A 20,310-nucleotide genomic window follows, 5' to 3' on the forward strand; every position below is an offset into this window, starting at 1 on the left:
GGTTTCACACCCCCGGACCCCCGTGGGGTATTTTCGAAATGAAGAAGATCAGGACGGCTCGAAGGTGTAGCCGAAGCGTTTGATGTCGGCGGCGCAGACATCCGCGACCGTGCCGGCATCCGCGTCGCTGTAGTAGCGGCGCCAGTCGCGGGCGCGGTCGGACGCATTGGCGACGGCCAGCGGCGCGAGGCGGAAGCCGAGATGCGTCTCGAACGGGCGGATGTCCTCGCCCAGATGCTCGAGACGGAGGAAAAGGTCGCAGCGTTCGCGGCCCGCCCCGGTCGTGACATAGCGCGCATAGGGGTGGCCGGCGAGCGCCGCGCGCGTTTCGGGGGCGTTCAGAAAGCCGCTGAAATCGCGCCGCCGCGCGAGCGTCACGGCGGGATGGTCGAAGCTCTGGGCCTTCAGCCAGTGGTAATAGCTCACCACCCGATCCCAGGGGTTGCGCACGAGCGTGACGACGAAGAACGCCGCGATCTCGTCGGGGCTCGCCAGCCCCTCGATATCGGCGAGCGTCGCGTGCTTCCAGAGCCGCCCGGCGGTCTCGACGCCCTTCAGCCGGCGCCGGCGCTGCTTCGCCTTCGGCGTATCGCCCACGAGCACGTCGTCCTTCATCGCCCGGCTCTCGAGCGCGAGCGCCAGCGCCGTGCCGCCGGTCTTCGGGATATGGATGAAGATGTAGCGGCGGCCGCGCGACAGGATCATGGCGCCGGAGGTTAGCGCCCCCGGAGCGCGATGATAAGGCCCGCCGCGAAGATCAGGCCGATCCCGGCCACCGCCCGCAGGTCGAGGACATCGCCCCAGAGCACGAAGGCCCAGAAGGCCGAGGCCGGCAGGATCACATATTCGAAGATCGCCACCCGGCTCGCCTCGGCGATCTGGTAGGCCTTGATCATCAGCCCGACGCCGATCAGCGATCCGGCCGCCTGCACGAAGGTCCAGAAGAGGAAATCCGGCGAGGGCCAGACCAGCCCGCGCAGGATGAACCCGTCCGCGCCCTCCGGCACCGCGGGTTGCCAGAGCGCCAGCACCGCGCAGCCGATCAGGCCGAGGAACCCGAGCATCGCGAAGAAGCCCAGAAGCAGCGTCTCGGCACTCTCGCCCTCGCACCATTGCCGCGTCGCGATATTGCCAAGCGCATAGAGCGCGCCCGCCGCGATCGGCAGCACCGTCGCCAGGCCGATCGCGCCGCCCTGCCCCGGCCCGAGCACGAGAATCGCCCCGGCGAAGCCGAGCACGACGCCGGCGATCCGGAACGGGCCGATCGGGATGCCGAAGGCGAAGCGCGAGATCAGCAGCGTGAAGATCGGCGCGGTGAAGAGCCCCGCCGCCACGGTCGCCACCGGCAGGAAGGCGAGGCAGCCGAAATAGATGAACATCGCGACCCCGTGGATCGCGCTGCGCAAGGCGACAGCTCCGGGCTTCCTCGGCAGGAGCCTGAGACCGAGCGGCACCGCCACCAGCGCCACGATCGCGAAGGCCATCACGGTGCGGGTCGCGTGGAACTGCCAGAGCCCGGCCTCGCGCGCGATCACCTGCACGTAGTTGTCGGTATACCCGATCGCCAGCGCATAGCCGAGGATCGCGACGGCGGCGAGCATTGTGCGGTTGGTCTCGGGCATGATCGTCGCGGTCGCCATGATGTCTCCGGATGTCGGTTCGCGCTTCCCAACAATCGCAGCCATCGGCAATAATCGCGCCCGTTAGCGACACGGAACCGGTCGGGGAGGACCAAATGGGCTGGATGGCGGACGAAACCGGGCTGGAACGCAATGCGGCGAATTTCGTGCCGCTGACGCCGCTCTCCTTCCTCGCGCGGGCGGCGGATGTGTTCGCGGGCCATACCGCGCTGGTCTATGGCGCGACCCGGCGCAGCTACGCCGAGTACCATGACCGGGTGAGCCGGCTCGCCTCGGCGCTCGCGGCGCGCGGCATCGCGCCGGGCGACGTCGTCGCCACGCTCCTGCCGAACGTGCCCGCCCAGGCCGAGGCGCATTTCGGCGTGCCCGCCGCGGGTGCGGTCCTCAACACGATCAACACCCGGCTCGATGCCGACACGGTCGGCTACATCTTCGGCCACGGCCAGGCGAAGCTCGCGCTCGTCGATACCGCGTTCCTGCCGCTCGCCGAAGAGGCGGTCGCGCTGATGGAGGGGCCGGCGCCCGAGATCATCGAGGTTCCCGACCCGCACGCCGGCCATCCGGCAAGCGGCCGCTACACCGACTACGAGGCGCTTCTCGCCACGGGCGACGCCTCGGCGCCGTGGAAGATGCCCGAGGACGAATGGGAAAGCCTCGCGCTCAACTACACCTCCGGCACGACCGGGCGGCCGAAGGGCGTCGTCTACCACCACCGCGGCGCCTACCTGCTCGCGATGGGCACGGCGGTGAGCTGGAAGGTCGGCATCCATCCGGTCTACCTCACCATCGTGCCGCTCTTTCACTGCAACGGCTGGTGTCACACCTGGGCCATGCCCGCGGTCGGCGGCACCATCGTCTGCTGCCGGGACGTCACGGCGAAGAACATCTACGACGCGATCGCCGACGAGGGCGTCACCCATTTCGGCGGCGCGCCGATCGTGCTCAACTCGATCATCAACGCGAAGGACGGCGACCGCCGCAGCTTCGACCACGTGGTCGAGGTCTACACCGCCGGCGCGCCGCCTCCCGCCGCGACCCTCGCCGCGATCGAGCCCTTGGGCTTCCGCGTCACCCAGGTCTATGGCCTGACCGAGACCTACGGCCATGTCACCGAATGCATCTGGCGCGGCGACTGGGACGCGCTGCCGCAGGAGGAGCGCGCGGCGATCAAGGCCCGCACCGGGGTCCTGATGCCGATGATGGAGGACATCACCGTCCACGACGAGAAGGGCCATCCGGTGCCGCGCGACGGCCAGACCGTGGGCGAGATCGCGATCCGCGGCAACGCGGTGATGAAGGGCTACTACCGCAACCCCAAGGCCACGGCCGAGGCGTTCAAGGGCGGCTTCTTCCGCTCCGGCGACATCGCCTTCCAGCACGAGGACGGCTACATCAAGATCACCGACCGCGCCAAGGACATCATCATCTCGGGCGGCGAGAACGTCTCCTCGGTCGAGGTCGAGGGCGCGCTGATGCACCACCCCGCGGTGTCGCTCTGCGCGGTGGTGGCGAAACCGGACGACAAATGGGGCGAGGTGCCTTGCGCCTTCGTCGAGCTGAAGGAGGGGCGCGAGGCGACCGAGGCCGACCTCATAGCCTTCGTCCGCACCCGGCTCGCCGGCTTCAAGACCCCGAAGAAGATCGTCTTCTGCGACCTGCCCAAGACCTCGACCGGCAAGGTCCAGAAATTCGAACTCCGCGCCCGCGCGAAAGACCTCTGAGCGCGCCCCGCGCCTTCATCTTGCCCGAACTATCCTCGGGGGGCGCGGGGGGCAGACAGCCCCCCGCCGCCACTCACACGCGCGCCCTCCCCGATTGTTCGCCCCCCGCCGATCGGTTATCCTCACCGCGAACGAGGCAGCGAGCAGGCCCGCCCCGCCCATGACGGCGCTCAAGGAATATCAGCGGCTGGAATGCACCGGCCTGTGGCGCGACGCCGCCGACGGGCAACGGCGCGAGGTCATCGTATCCTTCGGCGACGCGACGCTGGTGATTTCCGAGACCCGCAGCGACCGCGCGATCACCCATTGGTCGTTGCCGGCGACCCATCGCCGCAATCCCGGCCGCCGCCCGGCGATCTACAGCCCCGGCCCCGACGCCGGCGAGGAGCTCGAGATCGACGACGAGGCGATGATCGCCGCGATCTCCAAGGTCCACCGCCTGATCGAGGCGCGCCGCCCGCATCCCGGACGGCTGCGCGGCATCCTCCTCGGTGCACTCCTCGTCGCGGTCCTCGCGCTCGGCCTCGTCTGGATGCCGCAGGCACTGATTCGCCACACCGCCGAGGCGCTCCCCTTCTCCAAGCGCCAGGAGATCGGCCGCGCCGCGCTCGCCGACCTCACGCGGCTCACCGGACCAGCCTGCGCCTCGCCCGAGGGCCGCGCCGCGCTGCAGCGCCTGCGCAACCAGCTCGTCGGCGCCTCGGGTGACGTGATCGTCCTGCCCGAGGCGCTCGGGCGCACGGCGCACCTGCCCGGCGGCCTGATTCTCGTCGCCCGGCCGCTGATCGAGGCACAGGACACGCCCGAACCCGCCGCCGGCGCGATTCTCGCGGAAAGTCAGCGGCTGCTTGCCGACGACCCGATGATCGAAGTCCTTGACCATGCCGGGCTGCGGGCGACGCTGGCGCTTCTCACCACGGGCGACCTGCCCGCAAGCGCGCTCGACGGCTACGGCGAGCGCCTCCTGGCCCGCGCTCCCGCGCCGGTCGCGGACCAAGGGCTCCTGAAGCGGTTCGCGGCCGCGGGCCTGCCCGCCACGCCCTACGCCTACATGCTCGACCCGAGCGGCGAGAGCGTGCTCGGCCTGATCGAGGCCGACCCGTTCCGCAAGATTGTCCCGCCCGGTCCGATACTGTCGGACAGCGACTGGGTCGCGCTTCAGGGGATCTGTGCCAACTAGGGGCGCGGGAAGGCGTCGCTGAAGCCCGCCCTGCGCACCATCTGCAGCGCGGCGGCAAGCGCGTCGGGGTCATCGAACGGCCCGGCGAGTACGGTATTTATCTTCCGTCCCCTCGCGCGCTCCTCGACCACGGCCGCACCAAAGCCGAGCTCGAAAAGCCGGGCGGCCGCGCGATCGACCCGCGGCATTCCGACGAAGGCGCCCACCTGAATATAGCGTCCGCCCGCCGCCTCCGCGCGCGAGAGCGATGCGATCTCCCCGACCCGGACCTCCGGCTCGGCGACGGCGGCCGGTTCCGGCTCGACCGGCTCCGCCACCGCAGGCGCTTCGGCCTCGGCCGACTCGGCAACCTGCGGCTCGGCCTCTGGCGCCTCGATCTCGGGCGCCTCGATCTCGGGCGCCTCGGTTTCGGGCGTTTTCGCCGTCAGCAGCTCCGCCGGTGGACCATCGGGAAAGGTCGGCTCATCGCCGCAGATCGGCGTGCGGTCGCGCGCGAGCCGGGGCTTCCATGCCACCGTCCCGCCGGCGTCCTCGCGCAGGAAGACGCAGCCCGCCGTGTCGACGTAGCGATGCCCTTCAAAGCCCGCCGGCGGCTCCTCCGACGGAGCGTGAGGCTCCGTGCCCGATTGCGCAATGGCGCCGCCCGCCGTGAGGAACGTCACAAGAGCGGTCGCCAAGACCTGCCTTTTTACCTGCATTGCCCGCCTCGGTTCTTGGTCCCGGCAGGATGCCAAAGGCCACCGGAAACGTAAAGGACAAAGCCCTATCTGGTGCCGAACATGCGGTCTCCCGCATCCCCTAGGCCGGGCACGATATAGCCATGTTCGTTCAGCCGCTCATCCACCGCCGCCGTCACGATCGGCACATCCGGATGCGCCTCCTTCATCCGGGCAATGCCCTCCGGCGCGGCCAGAAGGCACATGAAGCGGATGTTGTTCGCCCCCGACTTCTTCAGCAGTTCCACCGCCGCGGCCGAGGAGTTGCCGGTCGCGAGCATCGGGTCGAGCACGATCACCAGCCGGTCCTCGAGCTCGGTCGGAACCTTGTAGTAATACTGCACCGGCTGAAGCGTCTTCTCGTCACGGTAAAGCCCGACGAAGCCCACCCGCGCCGCCGGGATGAGCTCCAGCACCCCGTCGAGAAGCCCGTTCCCGGCCCTCAGGATCGAGATCAGCGCGAGCTTCTTGCCGGTGATCACCGGCGCGTCCATCGCGCAGAGCGGCGTCTCGATCCGCTTCGTTCCCATCTCCATCTCGCGGGTGATCTCGTAAGCCAGGAGCTGGCTGATCTCGCGCAGGAGCCGGCGGAAGGAATTGGTCGAGGTTTCCCTTTCGCGCATGATCGTCAGCTTGTGCTGGACGAGCGGATGGGTGACGACGGTCAGATGCTCAAGCATGCGCTTTCTCCAGTCTCTTCAGTATGTTTTCGCGCGTTTTCTCATCGCAGAACGCGGCCTTGGCCGATGTTTTCGCGATCTCGTCGAAGACGCCCTCGTCCCAGTCGAAGGCCGTGGCCAGACGGTCGTATTCGCGCGCCATCGTGGTGTGGAAGAAGGGCGGGTCATCGGTCGAGACGGTCACCTTGACGCCGCGCTCGCGCAACGCGTGGATCGGATGGGACCGCCAGTCTCGATAGAGGCCGAGCGCGATGTTCGACCCCGGGCAGACCTCGAGCACGATGCCCCGCTCGGCAAGCTCGTCCACGAGCGCCAGATCCTCGATGGCGCGGACGCCGTGGCCGATCCGCTCCACATTGAGGTCACGAAGCGCGTCGCGGACGCTCTCCGGCCCGCCCCATTCGCCGGCATGGGCGGTGAGCCGCAACCCGGCCTCGCGGGCTGCATCAAAAGCCCAGGCGAAATCCTTGGGTTTGCCTGATTTTTCGTCACCACCGAGGCCGAACCCGACAACCCAGTCGCCCGCCGTCTCGGCGGCGCAGAGCGCCACCTCCTTCGCCTTCTCGGGGCCGAAATGCCGGATCGGCGTGACGATGCCCCTGAGCACGATCCCGTCGCGCCGTTCGGCGAGGTCCGCCGCCTCGCGGATCGCGTGAAGGTATTCCCGCCAGGCCGAGAGATCGCGGCCGCCGCAGAAATCCGGGCTGAGGAAGGTCTCGGAATAGATCACGCCCGCCGCCGCGCTTTCCTCGAGCACCGCGAGCGTCAGCCGGTGGTAATCCTCCGGCGTCTTCAGCGGCTCGGTCGCCGCCTCGTAGACCTTCAGGAAGTGCCAGAAGTCGTCGTAGGCGTAGTTGCCCCGCTCGTCGAAGATGCGCGCGATATCGACCTTCTTCTCGGCGGCGAGGCCGCGGATGAAGGAGGGCGGGGCGGCACCTTCGAGATGCAGGTGCAGTTCTACCTTGGGCAGCAGGCCACTCATGCGCGCCCCTCGTGTCGGGACGTTGGCTGTACGGCGGCTGTACGCGCGCTGCACCCCGGGACGACGGGATTTTCGAAGGCAGGCTGTCTCACAGGAAGCTCCTTCCGGGTCCCTGCGACGGAACCCCGAGATGGGCCGCGATCGAAGCGCCAACGTCGGTGAAGCCGACATGGCCGATGCCGCGAGCCCCCGCGCCGTGGGCGACGACCGGCACCCGTTCGCGGGTGTGATCGGTGCCGCTCCAGGTCGGATCGTTGCCGTGGTCGGCGGTGAAGACGGCGAGATCGCTGGGTCTCAGCTTCGCGAGGAACAGGCCGACCTGCCCGTCGAACCATTCGAGCGCGCGCGCATAGCCCGACACGTCGCGCTGGTGGCCGTAGAGCGTGTCGAACTCGACGAAGTTCGCAAAGGTCAAGGAACTGGGCTCCGATGCCTCTGCGGCAGCAAGCAAATGTTCGAAAAGTGCAAGGTCCGGACCCCTCTTCACGTCGTCGATACCCCGGCGCGAGAAGATGTCGCCGATCTTTCCGATCGCATGGACCTTGCCGCCCGATCCCTGCACCCAGTCGCAGAGCGTGGCCGATGGCGGTTCGATCGCATAGTCGTGGCGGTTCGCGGTGCGGCGGAAGTTGCCGCATTCTCCGGTGAAGGGCCGCGCGATGACACGGCCGACCTTCATCGCGTGCAGCGTCGGCGCAAGCTCCTCGCAGAGCTTCAAGAGCCGGTCGAGCCCGAACGCCTCCTCATGCGCGGCGATCTGGAACACGCTGTCAGCCGAGGTATAGCAGATCGGCCAGCCGGTCCGCAGATGCTCCTCGCAATGGGCCTCGATGATCGGAATCCCCGAGGAATGGCAATTGCCAAGCGTCCCCCCGGTCCCGGCAAGCCGCGCGACCTTTTGCATGAGTTCGGCCGGAAAGGCGGGCTCGGAGTCGGGGAAATAGTGCCAGTCCCAGGGCACCGGAACGCCGGCCAGTTCCCAGTGACCCGAGGGTGTGTCCTTGCCCTTCGACACTTCGGTCGCCGCGCCCCAGAGCCCCACGGGATCGGCATCGAACCCCTCCATCGCCGCGCCGGACGCGAGCCGCACCGCCGCGCCAAGGCCAAGCGCGTCGAGATGGGGCATCCGCAGGGGACCGGACCGCCCCTCCTCCGCTTTGCCCGCCGCGCAGGCTTCGGCGATATGGCCGAGCGTATTGGCACCTGTATCGGGACGGTCGCCGTTGAAGAAGGCGCCGGCATCCGGCGCGCCGCCAGCGCCGACGCTGTCCATCACGATCAGGAAGGCCCGCGCCATCAGCCGATCCTCTTGTGGATCAGCACCGGCTCGTCGGGCTCGTCGTCCTCGATCCGGATCGCCGCTTTTACCGACGCCATCGCCGCCTCGGCGGCAGCGGGGTTGGCAGCGTGGATCCGGACCAGCGCCTCGCCCTTCTCGACCGGCTCGCCGACCGCCATGATCTGCGACAGGCCGACCGAGGGATTGATCCGGTCGCCGTCCCTCAACCGCCCGCCGCCGAGATGCACCACCGCCTGGCCGAGCATCTCGCCGTCGATGCGGGCGACGAACCCGTCGCGCGGGGTCACGAAATCCATGACGACCGGCGCGGCCGGCAGCCGGTCGGGATAGCGCTCGACGAAATCCGACGGCCCGCCAAGCGCCGCGACCATGCGCCCGAAGGTCTCCGCCGCGCGGCCCGATTCCAGCGCCTCCTCGATCTGGTCCGCCCCCTCGCCCGCACTGTCGGCGAGCCCCGCGAGCGCCAGCGCCTCGCCGCCAAGCGCCACCGTCACGTCCCACAGGGCCTGGTTGACCTCGACCCCGGTCAGCGTCTCCATCACCTCGATCACCTCGAGCGCGTTGCCGGCGGAGGCCGCGAGCGGCTGGTCCATGTCGGTGATCAGAGCGACCGTCACGCAGCCCGCGCCCTTCGCGGTCGAGACCAGCGACTGCGCCAGTGCCTCGGCCTCGGGCAGCGTCTTCATGAAGGCGCCGGAGCCGACCTTCACGTCTAGGATCAGCGCCTCGAGCCCGGCAGCGAGCTTCTTCGACAGGATCGAGGCGGTGATCAGATCGATCGACTCTACCGTCCCGGTCACGTCACGGATCGCATAGAGCCGGCGGTCGGCCGGTGCGATGTCGGCAGAGGCGCCGACGATGGCGCAGCCGATTTCGGCCACGAGCCGGTGCAGTTCCTCCACCGAGACGTCACAGCGGTAGCCGGGGATCGCCTCGAGCTTGTCAAGCGTACCGCCCGTGTGGCCAAGGCCACGACCCGAGATCATCGGCACGCAGGCGCCGCAGGCCGCAAGCGCCGGGGCGATGAGGAGCGAGGTGCAGTCACCGATCCCGCCGGTCGAGTGCTTGTCGACCACCGGTCCCGGCAGCTTCCATTCGAGCACCCGCCCGCTGTCGCGCATCGCCTGCGTCAGCGCGACCCGGCCGTCCTCGCCAAGCCCGTTCAGGAGCACGGCCATCGCGAAGGCGCCGGCCTGCGCGTCGGTCACCTCGCCCGAGGCGAGCCCGTCCGCGAACCAGGTCGCGGCCTCACCTCCAAGCCCCCGTCGGTCCCGGACGCCCGCGATGATCGAGCGTGCATCCATCTCAGCCGCGGCCCATGTGCTCGACCCCGAAGCGGCCGGGCAGGAGGTCGCCAATCGTGGTTTCCAAGACCTTGCCATCCAGCGTCGAAAGCGTCACGGCGACGTCGTGGCGGCCGAACTCGGCCAACTTCTGGCGGCATCCGCCGCAGGGCGAGACAGGCATAGGGCTGTCAGCGATGACGGCAACCTCGGTCAGCTCGGTCTCGCCGGCCGCGACCATCGCCGCGATCGCGCCCGCCTCGGCGCAGGTGCCTTCGGGGGAAGCCACGTTCTCGACGTTGCAGCCGGCATAGACCCGGCCGGAGCGGCCGCGCACCGCCGCGCCGACCTTGAAATGGGAATAGGGCGCGTAGGCGTTTTCCCTGACCGCGCGCGCGGCATCCGTGAGCGACATCACACCCTCCTTGTTACCGATCCGAGACTGCGTCCGCAGCCGCGCCGATGCAAGGTCACTCCGCCGTTTCTCCGGCGAAACCCTGCGCCCTGAAAATTTCCGCGCGATCGCGGCCACGGCCATGATATGACGATCGCAAGACCCGCACCGCGGCACCGCAAAGGGACTTTCGCGCCGGGGCGATATAGTTTAATGCTAAACGAGTTTTCACGGGGAGGATAAGGCATGGACGACGCCCGGCAGGAAAACGCGCGGCAGGCCGCGCTCGACTACCACGAATTCCCCAAGCCCGGGAAACTCGAGATCCGGGCGACGAAGCCGATGGCCAATGGCCGCGACCTTTCCCGCGCCTATTCGCCCGGCGTGGCCGAGGCCTGCCTCGAAATCAAGGCCGATCCCTCCACGGCGTCGCGCTACACCGCACGCGGCAACCTCGTGGCGGTGGTAACGAATGGCACCGCCGTCCTTGGCCTCGGCAATATCGGCGCGATGGCCTCGAAGCCGGTGATGGAGGGCAAGGCGGTGCTCTTCAAGAAATTCGCCTCGATCGACTGTTTCGACATCGAGCTGAACGAGCCCGACCCGGTCAAGCTCGCCGAGATCGTCTGTGCGCTGGAACCCACATTCGGCGCGATCAACCTCGAGGACATCAAGGCGCCCGACTGCTTCATCGTCGAGAAGATTTGCCGCAAGCGGATGAACATCCCGGTCTTCCACGACGACCAGCACGGCACCGCGATCGTCGTCGGCGCGGCGGCGACGAACGCGCTCCATGTCGCGGGCAAGGCGTTCGACAAGATCAAGGTGGTCTCCACCGGCGGCGGTGCGGCCGGGATCGCCTGCCTCGACATGCTGCTGAAGCTCGGCGTACGCCGCGAGAATGTCTGGCTTTGCGATCTCGAAGGGCTGGTCTACGAGGGGCGCGAGGCGCAGATGACGCCGCAGAAGGCCGCCTATGCGCAGGGCAAGACGCCCGCGACGCTCGACGAGGTGATCGAGGGCGCCGATCTCTTCCTCGGCCTCTCCGGGCCGGGTGTTCTGAAACCGGAAATGGTCGGGAAGATGGCCGCGCTGCCGATCGTCTTTGCGCTTGCCAACCCGACGCCCGAGATCCTGCCCGACGAGGTCCGCTCGGTCGCGCCGGATGCGATCATCGCCACCGGGCGGTCGGATTTCCCCAACCAGGTCAACAACGTCCTCTGCTTCCCGTTCATCTTCCGCGGCGCGCTCGACGTCGGCGCGACCGAGATCAACGACGCGATGCAGCTGGCCTGCATCGACGGCATCGCCGCACTCGCCCGCGCGACGACGAGCGCCGAGGCCGCCGCCGCCTACCGCGGCGAGAAGCTGACCTTCGGCGCGGATTACCTGATCCCGAAACCCTTCGATCCGCGGCTCATCGGTACGGTCGCCTCGGCCGTGGCGAAGGCGGCGATGGAGACCGGCGTCGCCACCCGCCCGATCGACGATCTCGAGACCTACAAGCAAAAGCTCCAGGGGTCAGTCTTCAAATCGGCGCTGATCATGCGGCCGGTGTTCGAGGCCGCCCGCTCCGCGAGCCGCCGCATCGTCTTCGCCGAGGGCGAGGAGGAGCGGGTGCTGCGCGCCGCCAATGCCATGCTGGAGGAGATGACCGACCGGCCGATCCTGATCGGACGTCCGGAGGTGATCGAGCGGCGCTGCGAACGCGCCGGCCTTCCGATCCGTCCGGGCCGCGACTTCGAACTGGTAAACCCGGAAAACGATCCGCGCTACCGCGACTACTGGGGCAGCTACCACGAGTTGATGGCGCGGCAGGGCGTCACGCCGGATCTCGCCCGCGCGATCCTGCGCACGAACACCACCGCGATTGCGGCGATCGCCGTCCACCGGGGCGATGCCGACAGCATGATCTGCGGCACCTTCGGCCAGTTTCTCTGGCATCTGAACTACATCCGCCAGGTTCTGGGGCGCGACGGGCTCACGCCGCACGGCGCGTTGTCGCTGATGATCCAGGAGGACGGGCCGCTCTTCATCGCCGACACCCATGTCAACGCGGCGCCGACGCCGCAGGAGATCGCCACCACGATCTGCGGCGCGGCGCGCCATGCGCGCCGGTTCGGCGTGACGCCGAAGGTCGCGCTCTGCTCGCATTCCAACTTCGGCAACCTCGACACCGACTCGGGCCGCCGGATGCGCGCGGCGATGGAGATCCTCGACGCGAAGGGCGTGGATTTCGCCTATGAGGGCGAGATGTCGGCCGATGCGGCGCTCGACCCCGAGTTGCGCGAACGGATCTTCCCCGGCAGCCGGATCGAGGGCGCGGCCAACATCCTCGTCTTCGCCTATACGGACGCCGCCAACACCGCGCGCAACATGCTGAAGATGCGCGCGAACGGGCTCGAGGTGGGGCCGATCCTGATGGGGATGGGCAACAAGGCGCATATCGTCACGCCCTCGATCACCGCGCGCGGGCTCCTGAACGTCTCGGCCATCGCCGGCACCCCGGTTGCCTACTACAGCTGACCCGCCGGGACAGAACAGAATCGGTGTGGCCGAGTTTTCAACGGCCCGCGGAAAAAATTTGCAAACCCGGATCTAGTTAGCTCGAAGCCGCGTATTTCCGGGATGTTTGCAAAAATTTGCGAGCAAGTTAGGCAGATTTCTGCAAATTCTTTGCACCCCATTCCGCCTGTGATCGGTAACAGCATTGCACGACGCGGAAAGCCCCGCATAACTTGCCTCAGGCTTTGGAGGAGGCACGACAATGGGATATTCCGAGATCTATTCTGGCTGGAAGGCGGACCCGGAAGGCTTCTGGATGCAGGCGGCCGGCGCGATCGACTGGGTCAAGGCCCCATCGACGGCGCTGTTCGCTGACAAGGCGCCGCTCTACGAATGGTTCACGGATGCCGAGGTAAACACCTGCTGGAACGCGGTAGACCGCCATGTCGCGGCCGGGCGCGGCAACCAGGTGGCGATCATCCACGACAGCCCGATCACCCATTCGGCGCGCGAGATCACCTACGGCGAGCTGAAGGACCGCGTGGCGGGCCTTGCCGGCGCGCTGAAGGCCAAGGGCGTGACCAAGGGCGACCGCGTGATCATCTACATGCCGATGGTGCCCGAGGCGATCGAGGCGATGCTCGCCTGCGCCCGGCTCGGCGCGATCCACTCGGTCGTGTTCGGCGGCTTCGCCGCGCACGAGCTCGCGGTGCGCATCGACGACGCCAAGCCGAAGGCGATCATCGCCGCCTCCTGCGGGTTGGAGCCGGGCCGCGTCGTTCATTACAAGCCCCTCGTCGACGCCGCGATCGAGCAAGCCAGGCACAAGCCCGACTTCACGCTGATCTTCCAGCGCGAGCAAGAGACCGCGAAGCTGGTCCCCGGTCGCGACTTCGACTGGCACGAAGCCCAGGCCGGGGCCGAGCCTGCAGATTGCGTGCCGGTCGAGGGCAACCATCCGGCCTATATCCTCTACACCTCCGGCACGACCGGCGCGCCGAAGGGCGTCGTTCGCGCCACGGCCGGCCATCTCGTTGCGCTCAACTGGACGATGAAGAATATCTACAACGTCGAGGCGGGCGAGGTGTTCTGGGCGGCCTCGGACGTGGGCTGGGTCGTGGGCCACAGCTACATCTGCTACGCGCCGCTCATTGCCGGGGCGACGACGATCGTCTTCGAGGGCAAGCCGGTTGGCACCCCCGATGCCGGCACTTTCTGGCGCGTCATCGAGGACCACAAGGTCAAGAGCTTCTTCACCGCGCCGACCGCGCTCCGCGCCATCAAGCGCGACGACCGCGAGGGCGAGTTCATCAAGAAGTACGACATCTCGTCGATGCAGGCGCTGTTCCTCGCCGGGGAGCGCGCCGATCCCGACACCATCACTTGGGCGCAGACCCATCTCGGGGTGCCGGTCATCGACCACTGGTGGCAGACCGAGACGGGCTGGGCCATCGCCGCGAACCCGATCGGCATCGAGGAACTGCCGGTCAAGATCGGCTCGCCCTCGGTGGCGATGCCGGGCTACGACGTGCAGGTGCTCGACGAGGGCGGCCATCCGGTGAAGCCGGGCACGCTGGGCGCGATCGCGGTGAAGCTGCCGCTGCCGCCGGGCACGCTGCCGACGCTCTGGAACGCCGAGGAGCGGTTTCGCAAATCCTACCTCAACCACTTCCCAGGCTACTACGAGACCGGCGACGCGGGCTATGTCGACGAGGACGGCTATCTCTACATCATGGCGCGCACCGACGACGTCATCAACGTCGCCGGACACCGTCTGTCCACGGGCGCGATGGAGGAGGTGCTGGCCTCGCATCCCGACGTCGCCGAATGCGCGGTGATCGGGGTCGGCGACCAGCTCAAGGGGCAGATGCCCGTCGGCTTCCTCTGCCTCAACAAGGGCTCCAAGCGCGAGCACGCGGATGTCGTCAAGGAATGCGTGAAGCTGGTGCGCGACCAGATCGGACCGGTCGCGGCCTTCAAGCTCGCCACCGTCGTCGACCGCTTGCCGAAGACCCGCTCGGGCAAGATCCTGCGCGGCACCATGGTCAAGATCGCCGATGGCGAGGACTACAAGATGCCCGCGACCATCGACGACCCGGCAATCCTCGACGAGATCACGGTTGCGCTCAAAGGGATCGGCTATCCAGCAGACCGCGACTGAGGCCCCACACGACCCGCCGCGCCCGGGCACTCCGGGCGTGGCCGCTGACTTGACGTTTCAGACAGGTTGGCGCGCGAGATTTCATCGCGTACATACAATGGAACATGCAACCGTTACTTGTATCATTCCATTTTCCGCCAATCTGAGGGCGGGCGAGGCCGCGCAATGGACGACAGCGATCCGGTTTCCGTAACGTCAACAAAAGAGTTGAACGATCCCGGGCGGATGACCCTTCTGGGCCATGATCTTCGCGCCGCCGTGTCTGACATCATCGGCGGTCTGCGCCTGGTTGAGCACGACAGTCTGACCGACGCGGCGCGGCTGCAACTGGAGCGCGTGCGCGCCTCCAGCGAGACGCTCGCCCGTCTGCTCGAGGAAGGTCTGGCGATGATGCTCGGCGAGGACGATTTCGCCGCCACCCATCCCGCCAACCTGCAGATCGCCCGATTTCTCTACGATATCGAGATGCGCTGGTCCGGCCGCGCCAGCGAAAAGGGGCTCAAGTTTCACGTCAACCGTGCCGACGACGTGCCGCAGGTTCTGACGCTCGACCGGATCGCGCTCGAGCGGGTGTTGTCGAACCTGCTGTCGAACGCGATGAAGTATACCGATCGCGGCGCGGTCAGCCTTGACGTGCGAATGGCGCCGACCGGCGCGCTGCTCCTGTCGGTGGCGGATCAGGGGCCGGGCTTCTCCGACGCGGCGCTGACCCGGCTTTACGAGTACGAGGGCCGCCCCGACGGGACCGCGAAGCCTGGCCACGGGCTCGGCATGCACATTTCCAAGCACATGACCGGTCGGCTCGGCGGCCGGATCGCCGTCGCGAACCGTGCCGAGGGCGGCGCTCTGGTCACACTCGAACTGCCGCCCGACACCTGGACCATCTCCGCGCCCGAGGCGACGGCCGAACTGCCCGATCTCAGCCGAACCAAGGTTCTGGTCGCCGAGGACAATGTTACCAACCAGACGATCATCGGCCACATGCTGTCGAAGATGGGGGCCGAGTTCGAGATCGCCCATGACGGTGTCGAGGCGCTGCACTGGCTCGAGCGCGAGGATTTCGACCTCGCGCTGATCGACATCGAGATGCCGCGGCTCGGCGGGATCGAGGTAATGCGGACGCTGCGCGCCAACGGCCGCATCCATACCGACATGCCGATCATCGCGGTCACCGCCTATGTGCTGCGCGCCAACCGCGATGCGATCTATGCCGCCGGCGCCGACGCCATCCTCGCCAAGCCGCTCGCCGGGATCGACACGTTCGGCCAGGCGATCGCCCAGGTGCTCGGCCGCGCCTCGGCGCCCCTGGAACAGGCCCTTGCGGCCGAGGAGGAGGCCGAGTTCGACCGGGGATGCTTCGACCGGCTCATCGACATCGCCGGCCCGGCGGCATCGAGCGAACTCATGGATCGTCTTAATACCGACCTGCGCAAGACCGAGCGCGGGCTGATGGCAGCCCTCGCCGATGACGACCGCGCCGCGATCCGGGCCGAGACCCATGTGCTGATCGCGCTCGCGGGGGCTGTCGGCGCGGCGCGGCTTCAGGCCCTCGCGCAGGCGCTGAACACCACGGCGCATCGCCGCGAGACCACCGACCTGTCGAACCTCGGGCGCGACGCGCTCACCCAGCTTGACTGGCTCATCCGTTTCGTCGCACGGGAGCGGGCACGCAGGGGTGACACTGCATGACGCTCGGGCCGCTGCTTCTCGTCGAAGACACGCCGTCCCTGCAACTGGTATACGAATCCGTGTTGAAGACGGCCGGTCACGCGGTCCGCAGCGCCGACGATGCCGCCTCGGGCCTGTCGCTCTTCCGGACGCTGCAGCCCCAGGTGGTGTTGCTCGACCTGATGCTGCCCGACAGGGACGGCCTCGATCTCTTGCGCGAACTGCTGTCGATCAAGCCCGACACGCGGATCATCGTGATCACCGCCAACGGCTCCATCAACAAGGCCGTCGAGGCGATGCGGGCGGGCGCGCATGATTTTCTCGTCAAGCCCTTCGACGAGCAGCGGTTCCTGGGCGCGATCGGAAACGCCCTTGCCGATGCCGGACCGGGACCGGCCGCCAAGCCCTCCGGCTCTGTCACCGCGCCGCCGGGCGAGTTCACCGGAACCTCCGAGCCGATGCAGCGGGTCTATGCCAAGATCCGCTCGGTCGCGCGGTCGATGGCCACGGTCTTCATCACCGGCGAGAGCGGCACCGGAAAGGAGCTCTGTGCGCAGGCGGTGCATGACCATTCGAACCGCGCCCACGGTCCCTTCGTCCCCCTGAACTGCGGAGCGATCCCCCCGGAGCTCCTGGAATCGGAGGTCTTCGGCCACGTGAAGGGGTCCTTCACCGGCGCGATCTCCGACAAGCAGGGCGCGGCCGCGGCGGCCGATGGCGGCACTCTCTTTCTCGACGAGATCTGCGAGCTCGATCTCAACCTGCAGACCAAGCTCCTGCGCTTTCTCCAGACATCGACGATCCAGCCGGTCGGCGCCACCCGCGCGCGCAAGGTCAATGTCCGGATCATCTGCGCGACCAACCGCAATCCGCTGCAGGAGGTTCGCCGCGGCCGGTTCCGCGAGGATCTCTACTACCGGCTCCACGTCGTTCCGATCCACATGCCACCGCTTCGCGAGCGCGGCGGCGATGTCGTCGCCATCGCCGAAGCCGCGCTGACCCGGTTCGCCGAGGAGGAGGGCCGCAAGTTCAGCAGCATCGACCCCGAAGTCGCCGCACTCTTTCAGCGCCTCGACTGGCCGGGCAACGTGCGCCAGCTTCTGAACGTCCTGCGCCATGCGGTGGTGCTGAACGACGGGCCGACCGTGACCCGTGCGATGCTGCCGATCGAGCTGCATCACGAGCTTGAACACCGCAAGGAAGAGATGCCCGGCGCTCCGCGCCCGAACGTCACGCTCGAAGGTCTGGTGGGGAGGACGCTCGCCGAGGTGGAACGGCTCGTGATCGAGGAGACCATCGTCCGTCACGGCGGCTCGATCCCGAAGGCGGCGCGGGTGCTCGATGTGTCGCCCTCGACGCTCTACCGCAAGATCGAGGCATGGAAGGCATCGGACTAAGGCTTCAGACGAACTGCTCGCGTGTCAGCCGCTCCTCGAGCCCATGGCCGGGATCGAAAAGGATGCGGTGGCGGATCGCCGGTTCAGAGCGGACCTCGACCGAGGCCACGTTCGGCGCAGAGCGGCCGTCGGCATCGGCCATGACCGGGCGCTTGGCGGCATCGAGCACGTCGAAGCGCACCTTCGCGGTCTTGGGCAGCAGCGCGCCGCGCCAGCGCCGCGGCCGGAACGCCGCCATCGCGGTAAGCGCCAACACCTCGGCACCGATGGGCAGGATCGGCCCGTGGGCGGAGTAGTTGTAGGCGGTCGATCCGGCCGGGGTGCAAACCAGCGCGCCGTCGCAGACCAGCTCCTCCATCCGAACCTTGCCGTCGATGGTGATCCTGAGCTTCGCCGCCTGTGGTCCCGCGCGCAGAAGCGAGACCTCGTTGATCGCAAGCGCCTCGTGCACGCTGCCGTCGACGCCGACGGCGCGCATGGCCAAGGGATTGATGACCTCCTCCTCGGCCTCGGCGAGCCGTGCCACGAGCCCCTCCTCGCCGTATTCGTTCATGAGAAACCCGATCGTGCCGCAATTCATGCCATAGACCGGCACGTCCATCGCCTGGGTAGCGTGCAAGGTCTGGAGCATGAAGCCATCGCCCCCGAGCGCCACGATCACCTCGGCCTCCGAGAGCGGAGCCGAGCCATAGGCCGCCGCGAGCCGGGCGAGCGCGGCCTGCGCGACCTCGGCCTCGCTTGCCAGAAATGTGATCTTCTTGCGCCCCGACACCGCTGGCCCCGCTTGTGTTACTCGTGCATTGATCCACTGACAGGACCGCGATGACAACCCCATGCGGCAGCGCCACAACCGCACCGACCAATGAAAGTCGCCCCGATGCCGATCCTTGCCCCGCTTCCGCGCCGCTCCGTGCTGGCCGGCCTGACCGCACTCGCCGCCCCGGCGCTGATCCGCGCGCGCCCTGCCTGGGCCACCGAGGGCCGCCCCTTCGTGCAACCGCCCCTGAGCGAGGGTCAGGCCCTGGACGGAAAGCGCGTCTTCGACCTTTTGGTCGCTCCCGGGGCGCACGAGTTCCGCGCCGGGGTGGAGACCCGCACCATCGGCATCAACGCCCCATTCCTCGGCCCGATCCTTGCGGCCCGCGCCGGCGAGACGCTGCGCATGGACGTGGCCAACGGCCTTGCCGAGCCGATGACGCTGCACTGGCACGGGCTGCACCTGCCCGCCGCCGCCGATGGCGGACCGCATCAGTCGATCGCGCCGGGCGCGGTCTGGCAGCCGGAGTTCACCCTTGCCCAGAAGGCCGGAACCTTCTGGTTCCACGGCCATCAGCATGAAAGGACCGGTGCGCATGTCTGGGCCGGCATGGCAGGCGTGATCCGGGTCGCCGATGACGAGGAGGACGCGCTGCCCCTGCCCCGCAGCCACGGCGAGGACGACTTCACCCTGATCCTTCAGGACCGTCGCTTCGATGCCGACGGCCAGATGCCCTACGAACTCAACATGCACGACCGCATGGCCGGGATGCAGGGTGACGTGATGCTGGTGAACGGCCAGGTCGGCCCGGTGCTGGATGTCGACGCGCCGCTGATCCGGCTCCGAATCCTCAACGGCGCCAACGGCAGCTTCTACGGTCTCAGCTTCTCCGACGAGCGGACCTTCCACCAGATCGCCTCGGATGGCGGGCTTCTCGCCGCGCCGGTCGCCATGCGCGGCGCGATCCTCAGCCCCGGCGAGCGCGGCGAATACCTTGTCGACCTCTCCGACGGCGCGGCGGTGGTGCTTCGCGCCGAAACCTTCGGCGCCGAAGTTGCGATGATGGGCTTCACCGGTACGCATGACGTGTTGGAGATCCGGCCGCGCAGGGCCCGCGCGGCGCCCCCCCTGCCCGACCGCCTCGCCGAGCTTCCGGCGCCGCCCAAGGCGACCGGTGCGGCGCGCGACTTCGAGCTGGCGATGACTGGCATGGGCATGATGGGCGATTTCACCATCAACGGGCGGCGCTACGACCACGGGCGCATCGACTTTTCCGTGCCGCTCGGCGCAACCGAGACCTGGACCTGGACGAACCGGACGCCGATGCTGCATCCGATCCATATTCACGACGTCCAGTTCCGCNGATTTCACCATCAACGGGCGGCGCTACGACCACGGGCGCATCGACTTTTCCGTGCCGCTCGGCGCAACCGAGACCTGGACCTGGACGAACCGGACGCCGATGCTGCATCCGATCCATATTCACGACGTCCAGTTCCGCATCCTCTCCCGCAACGGCCAGCCGCCGGCGGCGCATGAGGCGGGGCTCAAGGACACCGTGCTGATCCGGCCGGAGGAAACCGTCGCGCTCCGGATGTCGTTTCTCGACTATGCCGATCCGGAACTGCCCTACATGTACCATTGCCACATCCTCGAACACGAAGATGCCGGCATGATGGGCCAGTTCACCGTGGTCTGACGCGGCGGGCGAAAAGTTTCCTATAGTGGAATTCGCTTCGCCTGCGTATCAAAACAGGTCGGATTCCGCGCTTCCGACCTCCCCCTTCCTCCGCTACAACCCGGCCATCCCGCTGGCCTCAGGAGACGCTTATGGACACCGCAATCCGCGACACCGGATTTTTCACTGAACCGCTTTCCTCGCGCGACCCGGAGCTTTTCGGCTCGATCCGCGACGAGCTTGGCCGT

At 67.9% G+C, this 20,310-nt stretch carries 16 protein-coding genes and 1 pseudogene; 8 read left to right on the forward strand and 9 right to left on the reverse strand.

Translation table 11 applies throughout. From position 1 onward, the window contains the following. Positions 1–48: 48 nt before the first annotated feature. Positions 49–705, reverse strand: coding sequence for a sulfotransferase family 2 domain-containing protein (locus R5H32_RS03565; RefSeq protein WP_318337301.1), 657 nt, complete (start codon positions 703–705; stop codon positions 49–51). Between the two features lie 11 nt (positions 706–716). Beyond that, entirely contained in the window at positions 717–1,640 is a 924-nt protein-coding gene (locus tag R5H32_RS03570) for a DMT family transporter (RefSeq protein WP_318337302.1), read from the reverse strand. A 95-nt stretch (positions 1,641–1,735) separates the two neighbouring features. Between R5H32_RS03570 and R5H32_RS03575 the strand changes: the two genes are divergently transcribed. After that, complete coding sequence (locus R5H32_RS03575; RefSeq protein WP_318337303.1) at positions 1,736–3,361, forward strand: AMP-binding protein; 1,626 nt, start codon at positions 1,736–1,738, stop codon at positions 3,359–3,361. A gap of 160 nt (positions 3,362–3,521) precedes the next feature. Then, positions 3,522–4,541: a hypothetical protein gene (locus R5H32_RS03580; RefSeq protein ID WP_318337304.1), complete on the forward strand. Its 1,020-nt coding sequence runs from the start codon at positions 3,522–3,524 to the stop codon at positions 4,539–4,541. Here R5H32_RS03580 and R5H32_RS03585 read toward each other — a convergent pair. The 6 genes from R5H32_RS03585 to R5H32_RS03610 all read right to left on the reverse strand — a co-directional run bounded on the left by R5H32_RS03585 (position 4,538) and on the right by R5H32_RS03610 (position 9,938). After that, positions 4,538–5,218 carry an SPOR domain-containing protein gene (locus tag R5H32_RS03585; protein WP_318337305.1) on the reverse strand — a complete coding sequence of 227 codons (681 nt, stop codon included), beginning with the start codon at positions 5,216–5,218 and terminating at the stop codon, positions 4,538–4,540. The genes R5H32_RS03580 and R5H32_RS03585 overlap by 4 nt on opposite strands. Before the next feature lie 86 nt (positions 5,219–5,304). Further along, positions 5,305–5,937 carry a uracil phosphoribosyltransferase gene (gene upp, locus R5H32_RS03590; protein WP_318337306.1) on the reverse strand — a complete coding sequence of 211 codons (633 nt, stop codon included), beginning with the start codon at positions 5,935–5,937 and terminating at the stop codon, positions 5,305–5,307. Then, positions 5,930–6,919 carry an adenosine deaminase gene (locus R5H32_RS03595; protein ID WP_318337307.1) on the reverse strand — a complete coding sequence of 330 codons (990 nt, stop codon included), beginning with the start codon at positions 6,917–6,919 and terminating at the stop codon, positions 5,930–5,932. The genes upp and R5H32_RS03595 overlap by 8 nt, the downstream gene beginning before the upstream one ends. Before the next feature lie 88 nt (positions 6,920–7,007). Next, a complete protein-coding gene (locus tag R5H32_RS03600) occupies positions 7,008–8,216 on the reverse strand; it encodes a phosphopentomutase (protein WP_318337308.1) in 1,209 nt (402 codons plus the stop codon). After that, positions 8,216–9,523: a thymidine phosphorylase gene (locus tag R5H32_RS03605; protein ID WP_318337309.1), complete on the reverse strand. Its 1,308-nt coding sequence runs from the start codon at positions 9,521–9,523 to the stop codon at positions 8,216–8,218. The genes R5H32_RS03600 and R5H32_RS03605 overlap by 1 nt, the downstream gene beginning before the upstream one ends. 1 nt (position 9,524) lies before the next feature. Next, positions 9,525–9,938, reverse strand: coding sequence for a cytidine deaminase (locus R5H32_RS03610; RefSeq protein ID WP_318337341.1), 414 nt, complete (start codon positions 9,936–9,938; stop codon positions 9,525–9,527). A 204-nt stretch (positions 9,939–10,142) separates the two neighbouring features. Here R5H32_RS03610 and R5H32_RS03615 point away from each other — a divergent pair, with 204 nt between their 5' ends. From R5H32_RS03615 to R5H32_RS03630, 4 genes are all read left to right on the forward strand, one after another. Then, positions 10,143–12,422 (forward strand): NADP-dependent malic enzyme, encoded by a 2,280-nt coding sequence (locus R5H32_RS03615; protein WP_318337310.1) that lies wholly within the window; start codon positions 10,143–10,145, stop codon positions 12,420–12,422. 241 nt (positions 12,423–12,663) lie between these two features. After that, positions 12,664–14,562 carry a propionate-CoA ligase PrpE gene (gene prpE / locus R5H32_RS03620; protein WP_318337311.1) on the forward strand — a complete coding sequence of 633 codons (1,899 nt, stop codon included), beginning with the start codon at positions 12,664–12,666 and terminating at the stop codon, positions 14,560–14,562. 165 nt (positions 14,563–14,727) lie between these two features. Further along, complete coding sequence (locus tag R5H32_RS03625) at positions 14,728–16,251, forward strand: response regulator (protein ID WP_318337312.1); 1,524 nt, start codon at positions 14,728–14,730, stop codon at positions 16,249–16,251. Beyond that, entirely contained in the window at positions 16,248–17,627 is a 1,380-nt protein-coding gene (locus R5H32_RS03630; protein ID WP_318337313.1) for a sigma-54 dependent transcriptional regulator, read from the forward strand. Before R5H32_RS03625 ends, R5H32_RS03630 begins: the two co-directional genes overlap by 4 nt. 4 nt (positions 17,628–17,631) lie before the next feature. On the opposite strand, the gene R5H32_RS03635 is transcribed toward R5H32_RS03630, so the two are convergent. After that, positions 17,632–18,399, reverse strand: coding sequence for an NAD kinase (locus tag R5H32_RS03635; protein ID WP_318337314.1), 768 nt, complete (start codon positions 18,397–18,399; stop codon positions 17,632–17,634). Between the two features lie 105 nt (positions 18,400–18,504). Between R5H32_RS03635 and R5H32_RS03640 the strand changes: the two are divergent. Continuing rightward, a pseudogene (locus R5H32_RS03640) lies at positions 18,505–19,758 on the forward strand (multicopper oxidase family protein); the annotation flags it as partial. A 28-nt stretch (positions 19,759–19,786) separates the two neighbouring features. After that, complete coding sequence (locus R5H32_RS03645; RefSeq protein WP_318337342.1) at positions 19,787–20,083, forward strand: multicopper oxidase domain-containing protein; 297 nt, start codon at positions 19,787–19,789, stop codon at positions 20,081–20,083. Positions 20,084–20,310 lie beyond the last annotated feature (227 nt).

Source organism: Defluviimonas sp. D31, assembly GCF_033436765.1.
Taxonomy (GTDB): Bacteria; Pseudomonadota; Alphaproteobacteria; order Rhodobacterales; family Rhodobacteraceae; genus Albidovulum.